This is a genomic window from Klenkia sp. AC732 (assembly GCF_979256525.1).
On the sequence record NZ_CEEDOS010000038.1, the window covers coordinates 17924 to 38594 of the forward strand.

Below are 20671 nucleotides of genomic sequence, written 5' to 3' on the forward strand. Positions count from 1 at the left end.
CGGTCAGGAGCTGGGGACGGCGACCTTCGCGCCGGACTGCAGCAGCGCGGCCGCCTGGACCAGCGGCACGGGACGGGACCACAGGTAGCCCTGCCCGAAGGTCGCACCCGCCGAGGTCAGCCAGGCCGCCTGCCCCTCGTCCTCGACGCCCTCGGCGACGGTGGTCAGCCGCAGCGAACGGCCCATCGAGATGATCGCCTCGGCGAGCGAGGCACCCTGCTCGGAGGAGACGACGTGGTCCACGAAGGACTTGTCCACCTTGAGGACGTCGACCGGCAGGTCCCGCAGGTAGGACAGCGAGCTGTAGCCGGTGCCGAAGTCGTCGATGGCGATCCGGATGCCGAGCTCGCGCAGCCGGGACAGCTGCGGGGCGACGACGTCCATCCCGGCCAGGACGGCGGTCTCGGTGATCTCCAGGACCAGCAGCCGCGGTGACAGACCGCTCTCGGCCAGGGCGGCGCGGACCAGGTCGACGAAGCCGGGCGCGGTGAGCTGCGCGACGGCGACGTTGACCGACATGGCCACGTGCGGCCGACCGGGCTGCTGGAGGGACACCGCGGCGCGGCAGGCCTCCTGCAGGACCCAGGTGCCCAGCGGGACGATCAGGCCGGACTCCTCGGCCAGCGGCACGAAGTGGTACGGGGCGAGGAGCCCGCGGACCGGGTGCTGCCAGCGGACCAGCGCCTCGAAGCCGTGCACGGTGGGCCGGCCGTGGTCGGGCACGTGCAGGTCCATGGTCGGCTGGTAGTGCAGCACCAGCTCGCCGGCCTCCAGGGCCCGCTCGAGGTCCGCGCGCAGCTGCAGCCGGTCCAGGGCGGCCGAGTGCAGGGAGGGCTCGTAGACGGCGGTGCCGTGCTTGCCGCCGTCCTTGGCCATGTACATGGCGACGTCGGCGTTGCGCAGCAGGTCCGCACCGGTGATCCCCTCGGCGGGCACCTCGGCCAGCCCGATGCTGGCGCTGACGGTGAGCGAGTGACCCTCCACCAGCACCGGCCGGGACAGCCACTCGTGCACCCGGGCCGCCACGGCGCGGGCCTCCTCGACGTCGGAGCCCTCCAGCAGCAGGGCGAACTCGTCGCCCCCCAGCCGGGCCACGGTGTCGCCCTCGCGGGCCACGGTGCGCAGCCGGGTGCCCACCTCGGTGAGCAGCTGGTCCCCGACGTCGTGGCCGAGCCGGTCGTTGACGTCCTTGAAGTCGTCCAGGTCGATGAACACCAGGGACAGCCCGGCGGCCTGCTGTCCGCGGCGGCGCAGCGCGTGCTCGAGCCGGTCGCCGAACAGCCGGCGGTTGGACAACCCGGTGAGCGGGTCGTGCAGGGCCTGGTGGGTCAGCTGGGTCTCCAGCTCGACGCGGGTGGTGACGTCACGGACGGTGAGCACCAGCCCGGCGACGGCGGGGTCGTCGAGCAGGTTGCTGAACACGCCCTCGACGTGCACGACCCGCCCGTCGGGGCGCTGCAGGCGGAAGCCCACGTCGGAGTCGCCCTCGGGGCGGGCGTCCAGCAGCGCGACGAGTGGTTCGACGTCGGCCGGGTGCACCCGGCCGTGCACGGTGGAGCCGACCAGGGACTCGACCTCGGCGTCGAAGAGCCGGGCGGCGGAGCCGCTGGCGTAGGTGACCCGCGCGTCGGTGCCGAGCACCACGATGACGTCGGAGCTGCGGCGGACCAGGCTGGCGAGCCGGCTCTCGCTGACGGCGAGGGCCTGCTGCTCGGTGACCTCGGCCTGCAGCCGGCGGTGCCGGGAGACCAGCCGGCGGAACCAGGCCATCCAGCCCACGGAGGCGACCACGAGCATGCCGGCGTAGATCAGCCCGGCCTGGACGTCGAGGACCGCGGCCCGGTCCGCCAGCTCGGTGGACAGCTCGGCGACGGCATCCCGCGCGGCGACGGGGGAGTCCACGCCGAGCGCCAGGGAGGTGGCGGCGGAGGTGAGGCTCGCCGCCTGCTCCGGGGACGCACCGAGGTCGCGCAGCTGCGCGGCGGCGTCCTGCAGCGAGCGGGACAGCGCGGCGGTGTCCGTGGGGGTGGCCATCGACAGCTCCCCGGCGACCCGGGAGACGACCTCACGCTGGTCGGCGACCGGGCTGGACCGGACGTAGACGCCGAAGAGGAGCAGGAACTCCACGCCGATCACCGTCAGGGTGCCCAGCAGGGTGAGCACGACGCGCACCCTGGAGGCGCGGGGTGCGCTCTCGTCGACCGACCTGCTCATGCTGCCCTCCGCTGGGCGCACCGGTGGCGCCGTCGCGGAGGACATCGGGCGGTCGGCCGGCGGACTGCACCCCGGCGCGGACGGGATGCCCCGGCCGGGTGAGACGGATGCGTTCCGGTGTGTTCCGGATCAGGTCCGGTGCCGGAACGCTCCCACCGGTTCCACGTGGAACGGTCTCAGCCGCGCAGGTCCGGGAAGTCGGTGTCGCTGAACTCCCGGCTCCCGCCGGCGCCGGCCTCCTCGCGTTGCCGCAGCTCGACCCGGCGGATCTTGCCCGACACGGTCTTGGGCAGCTCGGCGAACTCGATCTTGCGGACCCGGAGGTAGGGGGCCAGGTTCGCCCGGGCGTGGGCCAGGATCGACCTCGCGGTCTCCGCCGTCGGCTCGTGCCCCGCCGCCAGCGCCACGTACGCCTTGGGGACGGCGGCCCGCACCGCGTCCGGGGCCGGGACCACCGCGGCCTCGGCGACGGCCGGGTGCTCGATCAGCACGCTCTCCAGCTCGAACGGGCTGATCTTGTAGTCGCTGGCCTTGAAGACGTCGTCCGTGCGCCCGACGTAGGTGATGTAGCCGCGGGCGTCCCGGGTCGCGACGTCCCCGGTGTGGTACCAGCCGCCGGCCATCGCCTCGGCGTTGCGCACCGGGTCCCCGGCGTACCCGGTCATCAGCGGGAGCGGGTGCGCCGAGAGGTCCAGGCAGATCTCGCCGTCGTCGCCGACCTCGCCGGTGACCGGGTCGACCAGCACCACCGGGCAACCCGGCAACGGCCGGCCCATCGACCCCGGGGTGACGTCGGAGCCCGGCGTGTTGCCGACGACGGCGGTCATCTCGGTCTGCCCGAACCCGTCGCGCAGGGTCAGCCCCCACGCCTGCTGCACCTGGGAGATCACCTCGGGGTTCAGCGGCTCCCCGGCTGCGATGACCTCGCGCAGCGAGCCCGGCCCGCCGGACAGGTCGGCCTGGATGAGCATCCGCCACACCGTGGGCGGGGCGCAGAACGTGGTGATGCCGGCCGACCGGATGCGGTCCAGCAGTCCCGCCGCGTCGAAGCGGGCGTAGTTGTAGAGGAACACCGTGGACTCGGCGATCCAGGGGGCGAAGAAGCAGGACCAGGCGTGCTTGGCCCAGCCGGGCGAGGAGATGTTGAGGTGCACGTCGCCGGGCTGCAGGCCCAGCCAGTACACCGTGGACAGGTGCCCGACCGGGTAGGAGACCTGGGTGTGCTCGACCAGCTTGGGCCGCGACGTCGTCCCGGAGGTGAAGTACAGGAGCAGCGGGTCCCCCGGCGCGGTGCCCGGGTGCTCGACCGGGGCGTCGTCGGCGTCGGCCGCGTCGGCGTAGGACAGCCAGCCCGCGGCGTCCCCTCCGACCGCGATGCGGGTGTAGTCGCCGTCGACGCGCTCGAACTTCGCCACGTCGGCGGCGTTGGCCACCACGTGTGCGGCCCCGCCCCGCTCGATCCGGTCCGCCAGGTCCGCCGGGCCCAGCGCGGTGGTCGTCGGCATGATGACCGCGCCGATCTTCATCACCGCCAGCATCGACTCCCACAGCTCGACCTGGTTGCCCATCATCAGCACCACCCGGTCGCCCCGGCCGATGCCGACCGAGGAGAACCAGCGGGCCACCTGGTCCGAGCGGCGGACCACCTCGGCGAAGGAGAACCGGGCCTCGCTGCCGTCCTCCTCCACGATCCACAGTGCGACCCGCTCGTTGCCCCGGGCGTAGGTGTCGAACCAGTCGTGCGCCCAGTTGAAGCGGTCACCCAGGTCCGGCCAGGAGAACTCCGCGACCGCCCGCTCGTGCTCGCCCCGCAGGCCCAGCAGCTGGTCGCGGGCGGCGCGGTAGACGTCGGTGACGCTCATCGGCGGTGTCCTCCTGGGGGCGGTCGGGACGCGATCGTCACCCGTCGTGGGGAGCGCCACCACCCCCGGACGTGCCGGACGGTTGCCTGCGCCCCGGCCCGGGTAGAGAGGGTCCACCCGCGCGGCCGCACTCCCGGCCGCCGCCTCACGACAGGAGCACCACCCCATGGGGATCATCGGATTCCTCGTCTTCGGACTCGTCGTCGGCGCCGTGGCCCGCCTCATCAAGCCCGGCAAGCAGAACCTCTCGATCCTGGCCACCCTGGGCCTGGGCGTCGTCGGTTCGCTGATCGGCGGCGTCGTCGCCACCCTGCTGGGCACCGGCCGGTTCACCGAGCTGAACATCCTGGGCGCGATCGTCGCCATCGTGGCCGCCGTGCTGCTGATCGGCGTCGCCGAGAGCGTCACCGGCAAGCGCTCCGTGCGTCACTGACCCACCCCCAGCCCGACGGGCCCGGACACGTGCTGGTGTCCGGGCCCGTCGTCTGCCCGGGTCCGGCCGGGATGGTCTCGTTACGCCTCGGGGACGGCGGGTAGGCGGCGGTCTCACCCCGTCCGCGACACCCCCGGAGGTCCCCGTGGCCCGCAACACCCTCTCCCGCTCCCTGCACGACGTCGGCCTCGCCGCCTGGTTCGGCGGCACCCTCGCCAACGCGGTCGCCCTCAACGCCGCCGCCTCCGAGGCCGGGGGTGACCAGGCCACCGGCGACGTCGCCAACGCCGGCTGGGACCGCTGGACCCCGGTCAACGCACTCGCCATCGGTGCCCACCTGGTCGGCAGCATCGGCCAGCTGGCCGGGAACAAGGGCCGGGTGGCGAACCAGCAGGGCGTGGCCGGCATGTCCACCGCCAAGACGCTGCTCACCGCCGCCGCGCTCGGCGTCACCGGCTACAGCCGGCTGCTGGGCCAGAAGGTGTCGGCCGCCGGCGCCCCCGGCCGCGCGGGCACCAAGCCCAGCAAGAAGACCCGGTCCGACGCGGCCGCGGCCCAGCTGCAGCTGGACCGGCTGCAGTGGGTGGTGCCCGCCCTGACCGGCGCCCTGGTCGTGGTCCGCAGCTACGCCGGGGAGCAGCAGCGGCCCTCCGAGGTGTTGAGCGGCACCCGCGCCTGAGACCCGCAGCCGGCGGACGGGGCCCACCTGCCCCGTCCGCCGGGCCTGGACCCGGACCGGGCGACCACACAGTTGCGCGGTGCAACATGTGGGTCATGTCGACGACGATCCCGACCCGCCTGGCTGTGCCCCTGCTGGTGACCGGTGGTCTGCTCCTCAGCGCCTGCTCCTCCGGGGGTGACAGGACGGGACCCGCGGCGAGTCCCACCAGCTCGTCGGTGGCCACCCCTGCGGCGACGGGCACGACCGGCCCGGCCACGGCACCCGCTCCCACCGCCGCCCCCGAGCCCAGCGGCGCGGACCCGACGACCGCCGGCGGGCCGGACCGCTGCCACACCAGCGAGCTCACCGGCCGCCTGACCCCGGGCGACTCGGGCGCCGGCCACACCGGCGCGACGCTGACGCTGACCGACACCGGCGGCGAGGTCTGCACGGTCTACGGCTACGGCGGCCTGGGGCTCATCGCCCAGGACGGGGCCGCCGCCTCGACGGTGCAGGACCGGGTGGCGAGCCCCGCACCGCGGACGGTGACCCTGCAGCCCGGGGACGCGGTGTCCTCGACGCTGTACTGGAGCGACGTCGCCTCGGGCTCCGAGCCGACCACCGGCGACTGCGAGCCGCAGCCGGGCCGGCTGACCGTCATCCCGCCGGACGAGACCGACGCGCTGTCGGTGACCTGGCCCGGCGGCCCGGTGTGCGGGGGCGGGGAGATCCAGCAGACCGCCTACGTGGCCGCCTGAACGGGCGGGCGGGGTTGCACCGACGTGGCACCCGGTGCCGCCCGGCGTTGACCCGCCGGGACCACGCGTGGTCCAGTGACCGTGGTCACTGCTGGTGCCGACGACGACGTCGGCGGGCGGAGAGGGGTGCCGGTGCGGTCCAGCGCCACACACGGGACGGACGCCGGGGTGCACCCCGACAGCACGCGGCCGCACGACCGGGACGCGCTGCGCGCCGTGCTGCGCGACGTGGTGGGCAGCTCGGGGATGGCCATCGCCTTCGGCGGGCAGGTCGCGATCTCCCGCGGTCAGGTCGCGGCGTCCGGGGTGCGGGACGCGGTGGTGATCAGCGAGCTGCTGGGCACCCGGACGGCGTCGCTGCGCGGGCTGGCGGTGCACGCCGGCGCCGGGCTCGGCGGTCGGGTACTGGCCGAGGGCCGGCCCGCAGGCGTCGAGGACTACGGCGTGGCGCGCGGCATCACCCACGACTACGACGTGCCGGTGCTGGCCGAGGGGTTGTGCACCGTCGTCGCCACGCCGGTGCTGGTGCAGGGCCGGCCGCGGGCGGTGGTCTACGCGGCCAGCCGGGAGCGCGGGTCGGTCGGGGACCGGGTGCGCGACTCGCTCACCCGCGCCGCCGGCCGGATGGCCGCCGAGCTCGCGGTGCGCGACGAGGTGGACCGCCGGGTCGAGATGCTGCAGGCCGTCGCCGTGACCGCACGGTCCGACGGTGCCGACGCCGCCCGCCTGGAGGAGGTGCGCGCCGTGCACTCGGACCTGCGGCTGATCGCCCAGGACCTCACCGACGACGCCCTCCGTGATCGCGTGCACGCCGCCTGCTCCCGGCTCGCCGCCCTCGGCTCGCCCCCGCGGAGCACCGTGCAGCTCAGCGCCCGCGAGACCGACGTGCTGGCCCAGGTCGCGCTGGGCTGCTCCAACGCCGAGACCGCCCGCCGGCTGAGCATCCGGCCCGAGACCGTGAAGAGCTACCTCGGCTCGGCGATGGGGAAGCTGGACGCGCACACCCGGCACGAGGCCGTCGTCCGGGCGCGGGCGGCGGGGCTGCTGCCCTGAGGGCGGGCGGCAGGCCAGCGCAGCCGCCCCCGTTCAGGCGAGTCGACCTGGCCGGCCGCGCGATGAGCTCCCTCGTGGAGCTGGCACCGGCGTTCACCTTCTCTCGGCACCACGGGGCCAACTGGGACGCCTTCGACGACTGCACCGACGACCTCGTGGGGCCCCTGTAGGCAGCTGGGTGTCGTGTGGGACATGGTCACCGAGAACGAGCTCACCCCCGTCGCCGCGGGTGGAAACTGTCGAGCGTGACCAGGCACCCGAGCACTGCCCAGAACGTGGTCGGCATCGTGGGCCTGCTGATCATCGCCGCCCTGAGCTTCGTGTTCGACGGCCCGTGGTGGCTCCTCGGCCTCATCGTCGCCGTCCCCTACGGCCTGGCCCTGTGGCTGGCCGGCCGGCATCGCAGGAGTGCCCGTCCCACCGCTGACCTGTGAGCCTCGGTGAGGTGGTGGCACCCACCCGGACCGCCACCACCTCACCGATGCGTCCCCACCACAGGTCCGCCGCGTCTGGGTCGAGCCCGATCCCAGAGCTCGAGGCTCACCGCGCGACAGAGGGAGTGGGTCAGCCCTTCGACGAGCGCGGGTCGTTGCCCGGCTCGATGGTGTCCTGCTTGCGGATCGTGCCGTCGCGTCCGCGCACCCGGAGCTCACGCCGGCGGCGTTCTGGAGGATCTCGCGGGCGCGGGTGATCCCGTCGGCCTGGTTGTCGACGATGTCGCCTACCCGGGCCGCCCCGGACTTGCGCACCTCGGTCATCACAGGGACAGGGCCCCGACCGGGAACTGCACGTCTACTTCCCGGCCGCCCTGGCCAAGGCCGGCGACGACCGTGCCGCCGTGCTGGGCATCGCAGCACGGTCAGCCAGGCCGTCCGTGCTCACCGCCAGGTGTAAGGCGTAGTCGTTCGCCAGACCGTTGGGTGACTCGGTGAAGTAGCCCATGCGAAGGCCCCAGCTACCCCACCAAGGCCGATCTGGTGCGAGCCCTCGCCCAAGACCACTTCGACTGGATCAAGAACCGTTTTCTCCAGGCTGCGGACGAGGCCGATGCCGACGCGTACTGCGCTCTCGGCGACATGCTGGAGGCGATCATGGAGCGCCTCGTCACTGATCGACTGATGGTCGAGGTGATGAGCAGGACCAAGGGGCTCGACACAGACGCCGTGTTCGGCGCACTCGACCAGATCCTGGCCGTGGGGCGGCAACAGCGGACTCTCCGCGACGACGCCGCCGTGCAGGACATCGCCGTGCTGATCACCGGTTCCGCTCAAGCCCTCCTGAACATGGGCATAGACGACCCCACCGCCTGGCGCCGCTACGCGCGGCTGACACTGGCGGCACTGCGCCCCTGACGAGACAGGCCGTGGATCACGCTACTTCGACGTCCGTCCAGCACCACACGAGCGTTCGCCACGACACGCGTCGCACGGGCAGGGCATTGCCCGCCGGAGCACCTTCTCGCGCAGCGGGTCACCCGCCCGCCGACCGCCTCCCTCTTCTCCGACCTCGGCCGGCCAGACGCTTCCAGGGCCCGCTCTTGGCCGCTTGCCCGGCGACGCCCACGAGGAGTACAGCGCCGACGAGAACGGTGGACGTGAGGAGATCGATGAGTGATGGCAGGGCTTGCCCGAGGCTGGCGGTCATGCCGGGAGCCTCACGAGGTGACCATCCGATGAGTGCACAGGGAGTTGTTCCTCGCCTTGACCAACTGCCACACGTGGGCCGGGGGCAGGTTGGTCCACACGGTGGAGCGGCGGTGGCCGTGGCTCATCAGGTGGTGGGCCAGCACCACCTCGACCTCGCAGTGTCGTTGCCGCTGCGCCCGGCCGGCGAACAGCGATCGGGCTCGGCGGGTGCCGAGATAGCCGAACCAGGTCAGCGACCCGCCAGGGGAGAGCAGCTGCAGGTACCGGCACATGATCTCGTCGACCTGGGCGGGGTCGAAGTTGGTCAGCGGGAGGCTCGAGACGATGAGGTCGTAGTCGCCGTCGCTGTCCAGATCCTGGATCGCGACCGGGTACACCGTGACCCGACCCAGAGAGTCGAGGCGAGGATGCTCACTGAGCAACTGGCGGACCGTACCGGCAAAGCGGGGATTGACTTCCACTACGTCCAGGTCGCTGCCGGCCGGCAGGGTGTCGGCCAGAACACGCGTCACTGGCCCCGTCCCGGCCCCGACCTCCAGGACCCTCCACGGTCCACTGGGGGCAGCGTGCAGTGGCTCCAGGAGAGTCTCTGCCAGGGCTCGACTGCTGGGGACCACCGCCCCGGTGGTGTGGTGGTCACAGATGGTCTCGCGGAGGAATTGCCACGTCATGGGGCCAGCGTCTCGGCCTCAGACGCTGAGGGCATCGTCCTTCTGGGGATCCCCCACCCCCACGAAAGGAGGGGGTGAAGGAAGGCGTTCGTGGGGGGGCCCTCGGCGGGGGTTGGCGCAGGATGGTCCCGTGGACATCCGGTTGCTGCTGTCTGTCCAGGAACGGGTGTCAGGGGTAGCAGTGGTGGGTCGCGTGCTCGTGGTCGGTGCTGCGGCCGCTGGGGTCGTCGTCAACGCCGGTGCCGCGGTGTGGCCCATGACAGCGACTGCCTTGATCTGCGCATGCTCCCTGCTGGTCCATCGGGCGACGTCCGGTCTGCCCGCCCCCGTCGTGCACACCCTCCCGCCCGTGCTCGTGACCGTGGCGGCGGCCGGCTGGGGATGGCCGATCGTCTGGCTGTTGAGCATCTCCGTGTACGACCTGGCTTCTCATCGACGACTCGGCGCCGCCGCGACCTGCATCGTCGCGGCCGCGGCCGGGAACGTGCTGGGCTGGCCCGCGACCACCATCTGGCGGGACGGGTGGTGGGTCAGCGCGGTGGGGCTGCCTGCTCTCGCGATGATCGCCGGTCTGTGGGTGGGCAACCGCCGCCGGCTCGTCCAGGCCTTGGCCGCACAGGTCGATTCGCTGCGTCTGCAGGCGACCATGCAGGAGGACGCTGCCCGATCCGCCGAGCGGGCCCGCATCGCCGCCGAGATGCACGACGTCCTGGCTCATCGACTCAGCCTGCTGGCGCTGCACACCGGCGTTCTCCTCACCCGCGCAGACGCCCTTCCCCCTGCGGTGGTGGAACGGCTCGGCTTGCTCCGCAACACGTCGGTGGAGGCCCTGTCCGACCTGCGCGACGTCCTGGGAGCTCTGCGGCACGACAGTCCTGATCGCGAGCGCGCCGGGCTCACGCCCGCCGTGCCTGAGCTGGACCACCTGGTCGCTGAAGCGCGCCGAGCCGGTCAGGACGTCATCCTCTCCGTGGACGGCGACCCCGCTGCCACGCCGACCACTCACCGCCTCGCGGTTCACCGGATCGCCCGGGAGGCCCTGACCAACGCCCGCAAGCACGCCCCCGGCGCCCCGGTCTCCGTGCAGGTCAGCCACACGCGGACCCTCACGTGTCTGACCGTCACGAATGCGACGACCCCTGCCGGCGGGTTGGGTCTGCCGCCCATACGCTCGGGTTTCGGGCTCGTGGGGGTGGCCGAACGCGTGGGGGCCCTCGGGGGGACACTGAGAGTCGGCCCCGTCGTCGACGGGGCGTGGCAGCTCATGGCCTCACTCCCCCACCGGGCCGACCCCCACCCCCCGACGCGGCGGGAGCAGACGTGATCAGGGTCTTGGTCGTCGACGACGACGCGTTGGTCAGACTCGGCCTGACCGATCTGATCGACGGCCAGCCCGGCATCGAGGTCGTTGCTCAGGCAGCCGATGGGGTACAGGCCATCGAGGCTGCCATCGCCACGCACGTGGACGTGGCGCTCGTCGACATCCGGATGCCGCGGATGGACGGCATCGTTGCCACTGCCCGCCTGCGTGCGCTGCCCACTCCCCCGCGGGTCGTCGTCCTGACCACCTTCGACCTCGACGAGCACGTCTACGACGCCCTCACCGCCGGGGCCGACGGCTTTCTCCTCAAGGACACCGACCCCACGGACATCGTCCGGGCGATCCATCTCGTCGCTGAGGGTTCGGCGATGCTGCACCCTGCGGCAGCCCGACGGCTCATCGATCGCCACCACGCAGTCCAGCGCCCGCGCGCTGCAGCCGCTCGGACACGACTGGCCACGCTCACCCCACGGGAGACTGACGTGCTCACCCTGGTCGCCACGGGCCGCACCAATGTTGAGATCGCAACGGCGCTCCGGATGCAGGAGAGCACGGTGAAGGCCCACGTCAGCCGTGTCCTCACCGCCCTCGAGGTCACCAACCGAGTGCAGGCAGCCTTGTTGGCCCGTGACGCAGAACTGGTGTGAACCGGTAGGACAGCCGCAGGGACCACGGTCACGACGACCCACGCTGAGGAGGACGAGATGACAGCTGCCATGAACATGAAGGCGAGTGCAGCGTCCCCCGACCGATGGAACATCGCACCCCGCGGCGACGTGGCGGACCCAGCGGGGACGCTGATTCACAGCGCTGCGGCGCCGCCCGATGAGGCGGCATCGAGTGGCAGTCGCAGCGGTTCGCGGGGGCCTGGCGTATCGGGGACGACCAGCGCGGTCTCACAGTTGATCGCGGCGCTGCGCAAGCAGTTGGAGCAGGCCCAGCAGGCCCTCGATGCCGCGGAGCGAGCTCAACAGGGACCTCAGGTGTTGATCAGCGCCCAGCAAGCAGTGACCGCAGCATCCGTGGCTCTGTCGACGGCGCTGCTCAACCAGGCCAAGGGCGACCGCCAGACCGCCACCGTCGCCCGGTCGATGGACCGCTGCGTCTGAGACGCGGCCGATCCTGGACCACGACGCATGGTCGCCACTGACACCGCGGCTGGGCGGAACTCAGGCCGTCACTGGGTGGGAGGCGGGGTGCCCGTTGGCGTCGGCAGGCGGACGGCGTTGATCAGGAGCACTGCCCATGCCCCGCCGATGACCAGGGACACCACCAACTCGCTCAGGGTCATCCGCTCCAGCAGCAACAAGGAGACAACCAGCAGCCCTGACAGCAGCAGAGTTCCCGCCCACGCCAGCACACGCATGCCTCGGCCGAACCACGGAGCCAGCAGCACGACCGCCACCGCGAGGGCGCACGGCACCACGGCGACCTGGAGGTCGAAGAAGCGCCCTGCCGAGGCGCCACCGGTAGACCGATCACGGATGGAGGAGGCCACCCAGTCACTGGACACGGCCAACGCCGCCAGCCCGAGCGAGATCGTGACCGCCCGCGAGCGCCGAGTCCGGTCGGCGTCGCTGCGGTGGCGAACCAGGAACACGGCAGTGATGAGGTAGGTCACGACCAGGACGTTCGAGGGTGCCAGTACGAGGTCCACGATCTCGGCACTCCCGATGAGGCCAGCCAGGCGGTGTTCACTCAGCCAGGTGGTCGCTGCTTCATCGACAGCCGCCAGGTCACTGCGCTGCACGGCCCAGACGAGCGCCGCGCAGGTGACCAGCCCCGCCGCCACCGCCGCCGACCACCACACGACGCCGGCCACTCGAGCTGCGCGACGCTCACCGACCACCCGAGACACGGCTCGGAGGACGGCGGCGTGGACGCGGGTGCGGCGTCCTGGTCGTGCGGGGACCAGCCCCCAATGTGGTCGTGCGGCCATGAAGCGGCCGGCGGCTCCCAGCAGGACGACGACGACCGCCACGACACCCACGGCGACGGTCCCGTTGCCCAGCGACCGCGTCAGGGCCTGGTAGCTGGCGCCGGCCAACTGGCCCGCCCCGGTGAGCAGCCCCGCCCAGACGAGGGCGACGGGGATGCTCACCCAGGCAAACCGGGCGTATGACGCTCCCGACATCCCGACCAACAAAGGGACCAGGGTCCGGGCACCTACGACGAACTGTGCCACAGCGACCGCGCTGCGCCCCCGTGATTCGAGGATTCGTTGGGCTGAGTCCCAGGTCAGCTGCGGGATCCTCTGACCCAGACGCGAAGTCCTCAGCGCCGGCCCTCCTGCTCGACCGGTCCGCCAGCCGATCGAGGGGCCGGCGGCTGCGGCGATGACTGCGACCGCATGGCCGGCCGACGCCGGGACCACGCCCAGCCCGACCATCACCCCCATGGCGATCACCGCAGTGGTGCCGGGCAGGACCACGCCGAGGACGAACCCGGACTCGACCAGGATCGACCCACCGATGACGAGGACCACCAGCCAGGGTGGGAGTCCACTCAGCCAGTCGATCACGAGACTTCTCCTCGGTTGGAACAGCTGCCGAGCGGGCTGATCGCTGTCGGGTCGGACACCACGCGGGGACTGGTCGGGTTGCGGGGAATGCCTGCCGGGCGATCCACGGTGACCTGGTACTGCGGCCGTGTTCGGGTGGACGACCGCGACCTCAAGTGCAGTGCATGGCCCATTCTCATCCGGGCTGGCCAGTGAGTTCGCTCGTCCTGGCCGATCGATCCGCCGGGCCGTGACCGGACGGTGGGCCGATCATCTACGTGGTGCGCGGACGCTGCGGTCAGCGTGCCACGGGATCGGCGGTGTCCAGCAGGCCCAGCTCGACCCTTGACGGGGATCCCTCCCAATCGCCCTCCGAGAGGCAGGCGAAGGCGCCGCACCGGACTGCGGTCTCCAACCTGGTCCCCGGATCGGCACCGTCCATCCAGTCGGCGAGGTAGCCGGCGACGAAGGCGTCCCCAGCGCCCACGGTGTCGACTGCCTCGACTTGCACTGCCGGGACGTCGTGGCGTTGTCCGTCGATGACCGCCACGCACCCACGGTCCCCCAGCTTGAGCACGGTATCCCCGCCGAGGTCCCGCAGGGCACCGAGCAGCGCGTCAGGATCATCGCCAGTGACCAGCAACCGGGCCTCATCCTCCCCGGCGAACACCACGTCCGCCCGCGCGGCGATGTCCCGGTAGACCCGCCCCGCGTCACGGTCCCCCCACACCCCGACCCGGTGGTTGACGTCAAAAGACACGAGGGTGCCGTTGGCACGGGCCAGGTCCACGGCCACTAACACCGCATCGTGCGCGGTGGACGAGAGCCCGGGTGTGATGCCCGTGACGTGCAGGACATCGGCGGCGGCGATCAGCTCCGGTGCCAGGTCGACTGGACTCAGCGCGCTGCCTGCCATCCCTGCGCGGTAGTAGGTGATGCGGGCAGAGGCCGGGGTTCGTCGCTCCTTCAGCATGAAGGCCGTCGGCAGGGTCGCGAGCCTACGAGCTCGGACTTCGACCCCCTCGGCTCGCAACTCGCGCTCGACCCGGCGTCCGGCGGGATCATCACCGACACACCCCACCCAGGTGGCGCTGCCCCCGAGGCGAACGACCCCGACGGCGACGTTGCTCTCAGCTCCCCCGATCGCCAGACGCAGACCGGTCGCATGAGCCAGCGCGGTGCCCCGGTCGGCGACTCCCAGGGCCAAGGTCTCCCCCAGGGTCAGCAATCCGGTCACCGCTCCAGGACCCAGCTTCCGCTCACCGCGAGCACGGACGGGAGCGCGAGATAGGCCGCGGCCTGATCCTCACGGACACCTCCGCTGGGCACCAGCCGCAGATGGGGGAACGGCCCCGCCCACGCGGCAGCGGTATCCACGCCGCCCAATGACGCCGCGGGGAAGAACTTGACTGCGGTCAGCCCGACCTGCAGCGCGGCCATGGCCTCACCCGGGGTCGCCACCCCCGGGAGGACGGGGACTCCGAGCTCCTGGCAGCGCTCCACGACATCGAGCCGCCAGCCAGGGGTGACGATGAATCCCGCTCCTGCGTCCACCGCAGCATCGACCTGGGCTGTGGTCAGCACCGTGCCTGCGCCGACGAGCACCCGGTGGTCACCCACCGCAGCAGCGATGGCCTCGAGCCCGGCCGGGGTCCGGAGGGCGATCTCCAGGGTCCCGAGACCAGCCGACCGGGCCCTGTCCACCCAGGCGGGAGCCTCGCCCGGTTCAGCGACCGTCACCAACGGCAGACGGCGGTCCGTGGCCAGCCGCTGCAGGAACCCCGTCATCGGCCCAGCCACCCACCGTCGACGGGCAGGACGACGCCGTGCACATAGTCAGCAGCAGAGCTGGCCAGGAAGACCGTGGCGCCGCCAAGGTCGTCGGGCCGGCCCCAGCGTCCGGCGGGGATGCGCTCGAGGATGGTGCGGGACCGGGTCGGGTCGTCCTGGAGCGCCTGGGTGTTGTCCGTCGCGATGTAGCCCGGCGCGATGGCGTTGACGTTGACCCCGCGGAGCGACCACTCGTTGGCGAGGGCGCGCGTCAGGCCGCCGACGGCGGACTTGGCCGCGGTGTAACCGGGCACGGTGACACCCCCTTGGAAGGTGAGCAGGGAGGCCGTGAAGATGACCTTGCCGTGACCTCGGTCGAGCATCGGTCCAGCAACGAGTTGGGTGAGAACGAACTGCGCCGAGAGGTTCACCTCCAGGACGTGGTCCCAGTCGGTCAGGGAGTGCTCGGCCGCCGGGGCGCGACGGATGGTCCCGGCGTTGTTCACCAGGATGTCGATGGCGCGCGGCCCACCCGACAGTTCCTCGCCCAGCGAAACGACGGCCGAACGGTCGGCGAAGTCGCACCGGCGGGCCGTGAAGCTGCGCCCGAGGGACTCGACCTCGGCGGCGACGTCGCTGCCGTCCTCCAGGTTGGCGCTCACTCCGATGACGTCGGCTCCGGCCGAAGCCAGCGCCACTGCCATGGCCCGACCGATGCCTCGGCGAGCGCCTGTGACGACAGCCAGCTGCCCTGTGAGGTCAAAAGGTCCGCTCATGCCTGGACCGGTCCACACTGGACGAGCATCTTCATGGCGGCGCCGCCGGCAAGACGGCCGAATGCCTCAGCGGTGCGCTCGAGCGGTTCGATCCCGCTGATGATGTCCTCGGCCGGCACGACTCCTGCGGCCAGCAGCTCCACAGCGCGCTCGAAGTCCGTCCGCTGGTACACGCGAGCACCCAGGATGCGCAGCTCGCGCCAGAACACCTGCTTGAGGTCCACCGGAGCCGGCGTCGGGTGGATGGCGACGATGACGACTGTGCCCCGCACCTTGGCGTTCGCGGTCGCGGTTGCCACGGCGCGGGCAGCTCCAGACACCTCGAAGACGACATCGGCACCGGAGAGGCGAGTCCATTCGCGGACTCGCGCCTCGACGTCCTCGCTGATCGGGTCGATGGTGACCAAGCCGAGCCCGGCGAGGGTGCCGCGCCGCCCGGCATCGGGCTCGCTGACCAAGACGTCGGCACCTTCGTGCCCGGCGACGAGGGCGATCAGCGCGCCGATGGGGCCACCACCGAGCACCAGCACCTTGTCACCGGCGCGCACGTCACCGCGACGGACATCGTGCACCGCCACTGCCACCGGTTCCACGAGCGCCCCGTGGCTCAACGGCAGCCCCGGCGGGAGCGCCACCAGGACGGCGGCTGGGACCGTCCACTGCTCCTGCAGCGCGCCGGGGGAGTCCAGCCCGACGAAGTCCAAGTGCTGGCAGATGTGCTGGTGCCCCTGGAGGCAGGCGGGGCAGTCGCCGTCCCAGATCAACGGCATGACGGTGACACGGTCTCCCACCTTCCAGTCGTCGACGCCGAGCCCCACCTCGGCGATGACCGCGGATGCCTCGTGGCCGATCACTGCGTCGGCACCGACGCGGGCGTCCATGGCGCCGTGCAGCACGTGCAGGTCGGTTCCGCAGATCCCGACGTAGGCGACGTCGAGCTGGACCTGTCCCGCAGCAGGCGGGACGGGGCAGCTCTCCGCGACCTCGATGCGCCCATCGCCTCTGTAGTGGGCGGACTTCATGGCTCCTCCTTCGCTCCAGGTGTGTTCTGGGTCGCAACATACATGGGATCTGTGAGCGCTACAGCCGGCAACTGATTCCAGAAAGTAGGTGCCAAGCGGCAGCTAGACATCCTACGTATATGCCTCTACGGTTCCCCGTGCCGCTGGAGCGTGTGGCTGTGGTCACACGCTCCGGCATGGCCAGGTGCTGTCGCAGGAGGGACGCGCGGTGCCTGTCCCGGACACATCCCACGAAGCAGAGGTCCACCATGCACAAGCGCCACTGGAGTCGCGCCGTCCTCCTCACCACCGCAGTCACGTCGGTGGCCGCACTCACCGGTTGCGGGGGTGACTCGACCGAGGACAACGCCTCCGGGGCCGACAAGCCCCTCATCTGCGTCGACTTCCCTCGGTCAGACACCGACTTCTGGAACGCGTTCATCAACTACGTGCCCACCTACGCCGAGGAGATGGGCCTCAACATCCAGACCACCAACTCCGACAACGACGTCCAGCGTCTGGTGGAGAACGTGGACACCTGCGTCGCCCAGGGCGCCCAAGCGATCATCATGGCCCCGCAGGACACGGCGGCCATCGCCCCGACCCTGGACAGGTTGGCCCAGGAGGACATCCCGGTCATCACCTTGGACACCCGCCCGGACGCCGGCGAGGTCTACATGGTGGTCCGGGCCGACAACGTCGCCCTGGGAGAGCAGGCTTGCGAGTACCTCGGCGAGCAGCTCGGCGGCCAGGGCTCGGTCGTCGAGCTGCAGGGGGGTCAGGACTCGGTCAACGGCCGAGACCGCGCCGAGGGCTTCGAGAACTGCATGGCCGAGGAATACCCGGACATCAAGGTCCTTCCCCAGCCCTCCGAGTGGGACGGGGACAAGGCCGCCTCGCAGCTGCAGACAGCTCTTGCAGCCAACAGCGACATCCGCGGCGTCTACATGGCATCCAGCTTCGCCCTGGCCGGCACACAGCAGGTCCTGGACCGGGCCGGTCTCGCCGTGCCGGCCAGCGACCCGAACCACGTCTTCATCGTCTCCAACGACGGCATCCCCCAGGAGTTCGCCGACATCCGCTCCGGCACGTTGGATGCGACCGTGTCCCAGCCCGCGGACCTCTACGCCCGCTACGGGCTGCAGTACGCCGCTGACGCGATCGCAGGCGAGACGTTCGAACCCGCCGAGACCGACCACGACAGCACGATCGTCGAGGTCAGGGACGGAATCCTGGAGGACCAGCTGCCCTCGGTCCTGGTGACGTCGGAGAACGTGGACGACGAAGGCCTGTGGGGCAACAACCTCTGACCTTCTCCCCGCCGGTGCGTGGCGGCTGTACGCCGCAGCGCCACGCACCGGCACCCGCACCCGCACCCGCACCCGCACCCAGACAGCACCCGAACGAGACGAGGACGACGGTGACCTCCGTGAACGACACCGCACACCCGGACGCCGACATCGCGGTCCAGGCCAGCGGTGTGACCAAGCGATATGGACCGACCACGGCTCTGGACGACGTCGGGATCACCGTTCGCGTCGGTGAGGCCCATGCACTCGTCGGCCGCAACGGCGCAGGGAAGTCGACGCTGGTGTCCGTCCTCACGGGCCTCCAGACCCCGGACACCGGGTCTGTCCGCTTCGGCGGACAGCCGGCCCCACCGGTGGCCGACCGCGGGGCGTGGCAGTCCCGGGTCGCCTGCGTCTACCAGCACTCCGCGATCATCCCGACCCTGTCCGTGGCCGAGAACCTCCTGCTGAACCGGCAGCCCTCGGTCAACGGCGTCATCCGCTGGCGAGAGGTACGGCAACGCGCACAGGCCCTGCTCGACGACTGGTCGATCGACGTCGCGCCGGACGCCATCGCCGGGGATCTCGGCGTGGAGTCCCGGCAGATGCTGGAGATCGCGCGGGCTCTGTCCCACGGAGCGCGTTTCATCATCCTCGACGAGCCCACGGCCCAGCTCGACGGCAAGGGCATCGAGCGGCTCTTCGTCCGGCTGCGCGGCCTCGCAGCCCAGGGCATCGGGATGCTGTTCATCAGCCATCACCTGGAAGAGGTCTTCGAACTCTGCGAGACGGTCACCGTCTACCGCGATGCCCGGCACATCACGACTGCACCAGTGCGCGACATGTCGCAGGACGACCTGGTCGCGGCGATGACCGGGGACGTCGCCCTCGGCGCGACCATCATCCCTTCCGCCGAACCCGATCGCGCCAGGACACCGGCACTTTCCGTCCGGGGCCTCACCGCCCTGCCGGACTACGAGGATGTGTCCTTCGACGTGGCGCCAGCCGAGGTCGTCGGGATCACCGGCAGCGCCAGCAGCGGTCGACTGCCGTTGACCGACAGCATCGTCGGCCTCCGAGCTCCGGACACCGGGACGGTCCAGGTGTCCGGGCGTGCGGTCCGTACCGGCAGCGTGCCCGCTGCCATGGCCGCGGGCATCGGCTTCGTGCCCAGCGACAGGCACTCCCAGGGCTACGTCCCCCTGCTCGGCGTCGGCGAGAACATGACGCTGGGCATCTCACACCGGTTGGGGCGGTTCGGCTTCGTCAGTCCCCGGCGGGCTGACTCGCGGGCCCGGGAGTTGATGGCCGGCTTGTCGGTTGTGGCCTCGGGCCCGGAACAGGAGGTCGGCAGCCTGTCCGGGGGGAACCAGCAGAAGGTCGTGATGGGCCGGGCATTGGCCGACGACCCGTCAGTGCTGGTCCTGATGCACCCCACCCGAGGCGTGGACGTGCGCAGCAAGCAAGCCCTCCTCGAGGTCGTGGAAGAGGTCCGCAGCGATGGCACCGGCGTGCTGATCGTCTCGGACGAACTCGACGACCTCCGTCCTTGCGACCGCGTCCTCGTGATGAGGCACGGGGTCGTAGCAGCTGAGTTCACCCGCGGATGGAGCGACCACGCGGTCGTCGCCGCTGTCGAAGGAGTCGAGATCCATGCCTGAGTCCGCCACCACCTCGCTGTCGCCCGCGAAGGCCGAGACTGCCAAGCCGGCTCCCCAACGCCCGGTCCGGTCGTTGAAGCTCGCCCGGTTGCGGGACGTGGCGCTGATCCCGGCGATCGTGCTGGTCCTCGTCGTCGGGGCCTTCGTCGACCCGGTCTTCCTGACCAGCCGCAACCTGATCAACGTCCTGGAGGCCATGTCGGCCATCTCCCTGGTCGTGCTCGGGCAGACCATGGTGCTCATCGCCGGCAAGATGGACCTGTCCCTGGAGTCGACCGTCGGTCTCGCCCCTGGGCTCGCCGCGTGGCTGATCCTGCCGACCGGCCTCACACACGGTCTGGGCCTGGAGCTCCCCGGCTGGCTGGGACTCCCCATCACGCTGGCCACGGGGCTGTTGATCGGCTTGCTCAACGGCTTGCTGATCGTGAAGTTCCGGCTCAACGGCTTCATCGTCACGCTGGGCATGCTCATCACGCTGCGCGGCCTGCTCAACGGCATCTCCGGCGGGCAGACGTTCTTCCAGTTGCCGGAGTCCATGCTCTTCCTCGGAGGTGAGCAGGTCTTCGGGGTGCCCCTGTCGGTCCTGCTGTGCTTCGGCCTCTTCGCGGTCGGCATCGCAGTACTGCGCTACCACCGCTGGGGCCGATCGCTCTACGCCATCGGGGGCAACACGAATGCCGCACGGGCCGGCGGCATCCGCACCGACCGCGTCATGTGGACGGTCCTGGTGGTGGCCAGTGTGCTGGCTGCCCTGGCTGGAATCCTGCTCGCCGGCCGCTTGGGTTCGGTGGCCGCAGCCTCGGGTGATGGGTGGATCTTCACCGTCTTCGCCGCCGCCGTGATCGGTGGCGTCAGTCTGGACGGGGGGAAGGGCAGTGTCTTCGGTGCACTCACCGGGATCCTGCTGCTGTACCTGGTGCAGAACGTGCTCACCCTCGCAGGCGTCGAGGCGACCTGGATCAACTTCCTCAACGGAGCGATCATCCTGGGTGCACTCATGGTCAGCCGGATCGCATCGGGCAAGGCCCAGGACTGACATGCCGAGTCGAGCTGAG

The 20671-nt window shown here is 71.3% G+C and carries 21 protein-coding genes; 13 read left to right on the forward strand and 8 right to left on the reverse strand.

Annotation, left to right across the window (positions count from 1 at the left end; translation table 11 throughout):
* Positions 1-3 precede the first annotated feature (3 nt).
* Both AC0IVP_RS16880 and AC0IVP_RS16885 read right to left on the reverse strand, forming a co-directional pair.
* On the reverse strand, positions 4-2214 hold the full coding sequence (locus tag AC0IVP_RS16880) for a putative bifunctional diguanylate cyclase/phosphodiesterase (protein ID WP_471758013.1): 2211 nt from the start codon (positions 2212-2214) through the stop codon (positions 4-6).
* Between the two features lie 176 nt (positions 2215-2390).
* On the reverse strand, positions 2391-4076 hold the full coding sequence (locus tag AC0IVP_RS16885) for an AMP-binding protein (RefSeq protein WP_471758015.1): 1686 nt from the start codon (positions 4074-4076) through the stop codon (positions 2391-2393).
* 166 nt (positions 4077-4242) lie between these two features.
* On the opposite strand from AC0IVP_RS16885, the gene AC0IVP_RS16890 reads away from it, so the two are divergent.
* The 7 genes from AC0IVP_RS16890 (at position 4243) to AC0IVP_RS16920 (ending at position 8333) form a co-directional block, all read left to right on the forward strand.
* Complete coding sequence (locus AC0IVP_RS16890) at positions 4243-4509, forward strand: GlsB/YeaQ/YmgE family stress response membrane protein (RefSeq protein ID WP_200938865.1); 267 nt, start codon at positions 4243-4245, stop codon at positions 4507-4509.
* 145 nt (positions 4510-4654) lie between these two features.
* Positions 4655-5188 carry a hypothetical protein gene (locus AC0IVP_RS16895; protein WP_471758017.1) on the forward strand — a complete coding sequence of 178 codons (534 nt, stop codon included), beginning with the start codon at positions 4655-4657 and terminating at the stop codon, positions 5186-5188.
* Positions 5189-5406: 218 nt separating this feature from the next.
* A complete protein-coding gene (locus AC0IVP_RS16900) occupies positions 5407-5928 on the forward strand; it encodes a DUF4232 domain-containing protein (RefSeq protein ID WP_471758019.1) in 522 nt (173 codons plus the stop codon).
* Between the two features lie 168 nt (positions 5929-6096).
* Positions 6097-6981 carry a helix-turn-helix transcriptional regulator gene (locus tag AC0IVP_RS16905; protein WP_471758021.1) on the forward strand — a complete coding sequence of 295 codons (885 nt, stop codon included), beginning with the start codon at positions 6097-6099 and terminating at the stop codon, positions 6979-6981.
* Between the two features lie 62 nt (positions 6982-7043).
* Complete coding sequence (locus AC0IVP_RS16910) at positions 7044-7151, forward strand: barstar family protein (protein WP_471758023.1); 108 nt, start codon at positions 7044-7046, stop codon at positions 7149-7151.
* 75 nt (positions 7152-7226) lie between these two features.
* Positions 7227-7415: a hypothetical protein gene (locus AC0IVP_RS16915; protein WP_471758025.1), complete on the forward strand. Its 189-nt coding sequence runs from the start codon at positions 7227-7229 to the stop codon at positions 7413-7415.
* 543 nt (positions 7416-7958) lie between these two features.
* Entirely contained in the window at positions 7959-8333 is a 375-nt protein-coding gene (locus AC0IVP_RS16920; protein ID WP_471758027.1) for a hypothetical protein, read from the forward strand.
* A gap of 302 nt (positions 8334-8635) precedes the next feature.
* Here the strand turns inward: AC0IVP_RS16920 and AC0IVP_RS16925 are convergent, their stop codons facing one another.
* Positions 8636-9298: a class I SAM-dependent methyltransferase gene (locus AC0IVP_RS16925; RefSeq protein ID WP_471758029.1), complete on the reverse strand. Its 663-nt coding sequence runs from the start codon at positions 9296-9298 to the stop codon at positions 8636-8638.
* Positions 9299-9428: 130 nt separating this feature from the next.
* On the opposite strand from AC0IVP_RS16925, the gene AC0IVP_RS16930 reads away from it, so the two are divergent.
* From AC0IVP_RS16930 to AC0IVP_RS16940, 3 genes are read left to right on the forward strand one after another with little or no spacing between them, the layout of a single operon-like run.
* Positions 9429-10622, forward strand: coding sequence for a sensor histidine kinase (locus tag AC0IVP_RS16930; RefSeq protein ID WP_471758031.1), 1194 nt, complete (start codon positions 9429-9431; stop codon positions 10620-10622).
* Positions 10619-11266 carry a response regulator gene (locus AC0IVP_RS16935; RefSeq protein ID WP_471758033.1) on the forward strand — a complete coding sequence of 216 codons (648 nt, stop codon included), beginning with the start codon at positions 10619-10621 and terminating at the stop codon, positions 11264-11266. The genes AC0IVP_RS16930 and AC0IVP_RS16935 overlap by 4 nt, the downstream gene beginning before the upstream one ends.
* A 57-nt stretch (positions 11267-11323) precedes the next feature.
* Positions 11324-11728, forward strand: a complete 405-nt coding sequence (locus tag AC0IVP_RS16940) for a hypothetical protein (RefSeq protein ID WP_471758035.1) — start codon at positions 11324-11326, stop codon at positions 11726-11728.
* A 68-nt stretch (positions 11729-11796) separates the two neighbouring features.
* Here AC0IVP_RS16940 and AC0IVP_RS16945 read toward each other — a convergent pair whose 3' ends face one another.
* The 5 genes from AC0IVP_RS16945 to AC0IVP_RS16965 all read right to left on the reverse strand — a co-directional run bounded on the left by AC0IVP_RS16945 (position 11797) and on the right by AC0IVP_RS16965 (position 16687).
* Entirely contained in the window at positions 11797-13140 is a 1344-nt protein-coding gene (locus tag AC0IVP_RS16945) for a DedA family protein (protein WP_471758037.1), read from the reverse strand.
* Positions 13141-13417: 277 nt separating this feature from the next.
* Complete coding sequence (locus AC0IVP_RS16950; protein ID WP_471758039.1) at positions 13418-14356, reverse strand: sugar kinase; 939 nt, start codon at positions 14354-14356, stop codon at positions 13418-13420.
* Positions 14353-14907, reverse strand: a complete 555-nt coding sequence (locus tag AC0IVP_RS16955; protein WP_471758041.1) for a bifunctional 4-hydroxy-2-oxoglutarate aldolase/2-dehydro-3-deoxy-phosphogluconate aldolase — start codon at positions 14905-14907, stop codon at positions 14353-14355. Before AC0IVP_RS16955 ends, AC0IVP_RS16950 begins: the two co-directional genes overlap by 4 nt.
* Positions 14904-15665 carry an SDR family oxidoreductase gene (locus AC0IVP_RS16960; protein WP_471758043.1) on the reverse strand — a complete coding sequence of 254 codons (762 nt, stop codon included), beginning with the start codon at positions 15663-15665 and terminating at the stop codon, positions 14904-14906. Before AC0IVP_RS16960 ends, AC0IVP_RS16955 begins: the two co-directional genes overlap by 4 nt.
* Positions 15662-16687, reverse strand: coding sequence for a zinc-dependent alcohol dehydrogenase (locus AC0IVP_RS16965; protein WP_471758045.1), 1026 nt, complete (start codon positions 16685-16687; stop codon positions 15662-15664). The genes AC0IVP_RS16960 and AC0IVP_RS16965 overlap by 4 nt, the downstream gene beginning before the upstream one ends.
* Positions 16688-16935: 248 nt before the next feature.
* Between AC0IVP_RS16965 and AC0IVP_RS16970 the strand changes: the two genes are divergently transcribed.
* The 3 genes from AC0IVP_RS16970 (at position 16936) to AC0IVP_RS16980 (ending at position 20652) form a co-directional block, all read left to right on the forward strand.
* Entirely contained in the window at positions 16936-17976 is a 1041-nt protein-coding gene (locus tag AC0IVP_RS16970) for a sugar ABC transporter substrate-binding protein (protein WP_471758047.1), read from the forward strand.
* Positions 17977-18095: 119 nt separating this feature from the next.
* Positions 18096-19616, forward strand: coding sequence for a sugar ABC transporter ATP-binding protein (locus tag AC0IVP_RS16975; protein WP_471758049.1), 1521 nt, complete (start codon positions 18096-18098; stop codon positions 19614-19616).
* Complete coding sequence (locus tag AC0IVP_RS16980) at positions 19609-20652, forward strand: ABC transporter permease (RefSeq protein ID WP_471758051.1); 1044 nt, start codon at positions 19609-19611, stop codon at positions 20650-20652. The genes AC0IVP_RS16975 and AC0IVP_RS16980 overlap by 8 nt, the downstream gene beginning before the upstream one ends.
* The last annotated feature ends 19 nt before the right edge of the window (positions 20653-20671 follow it).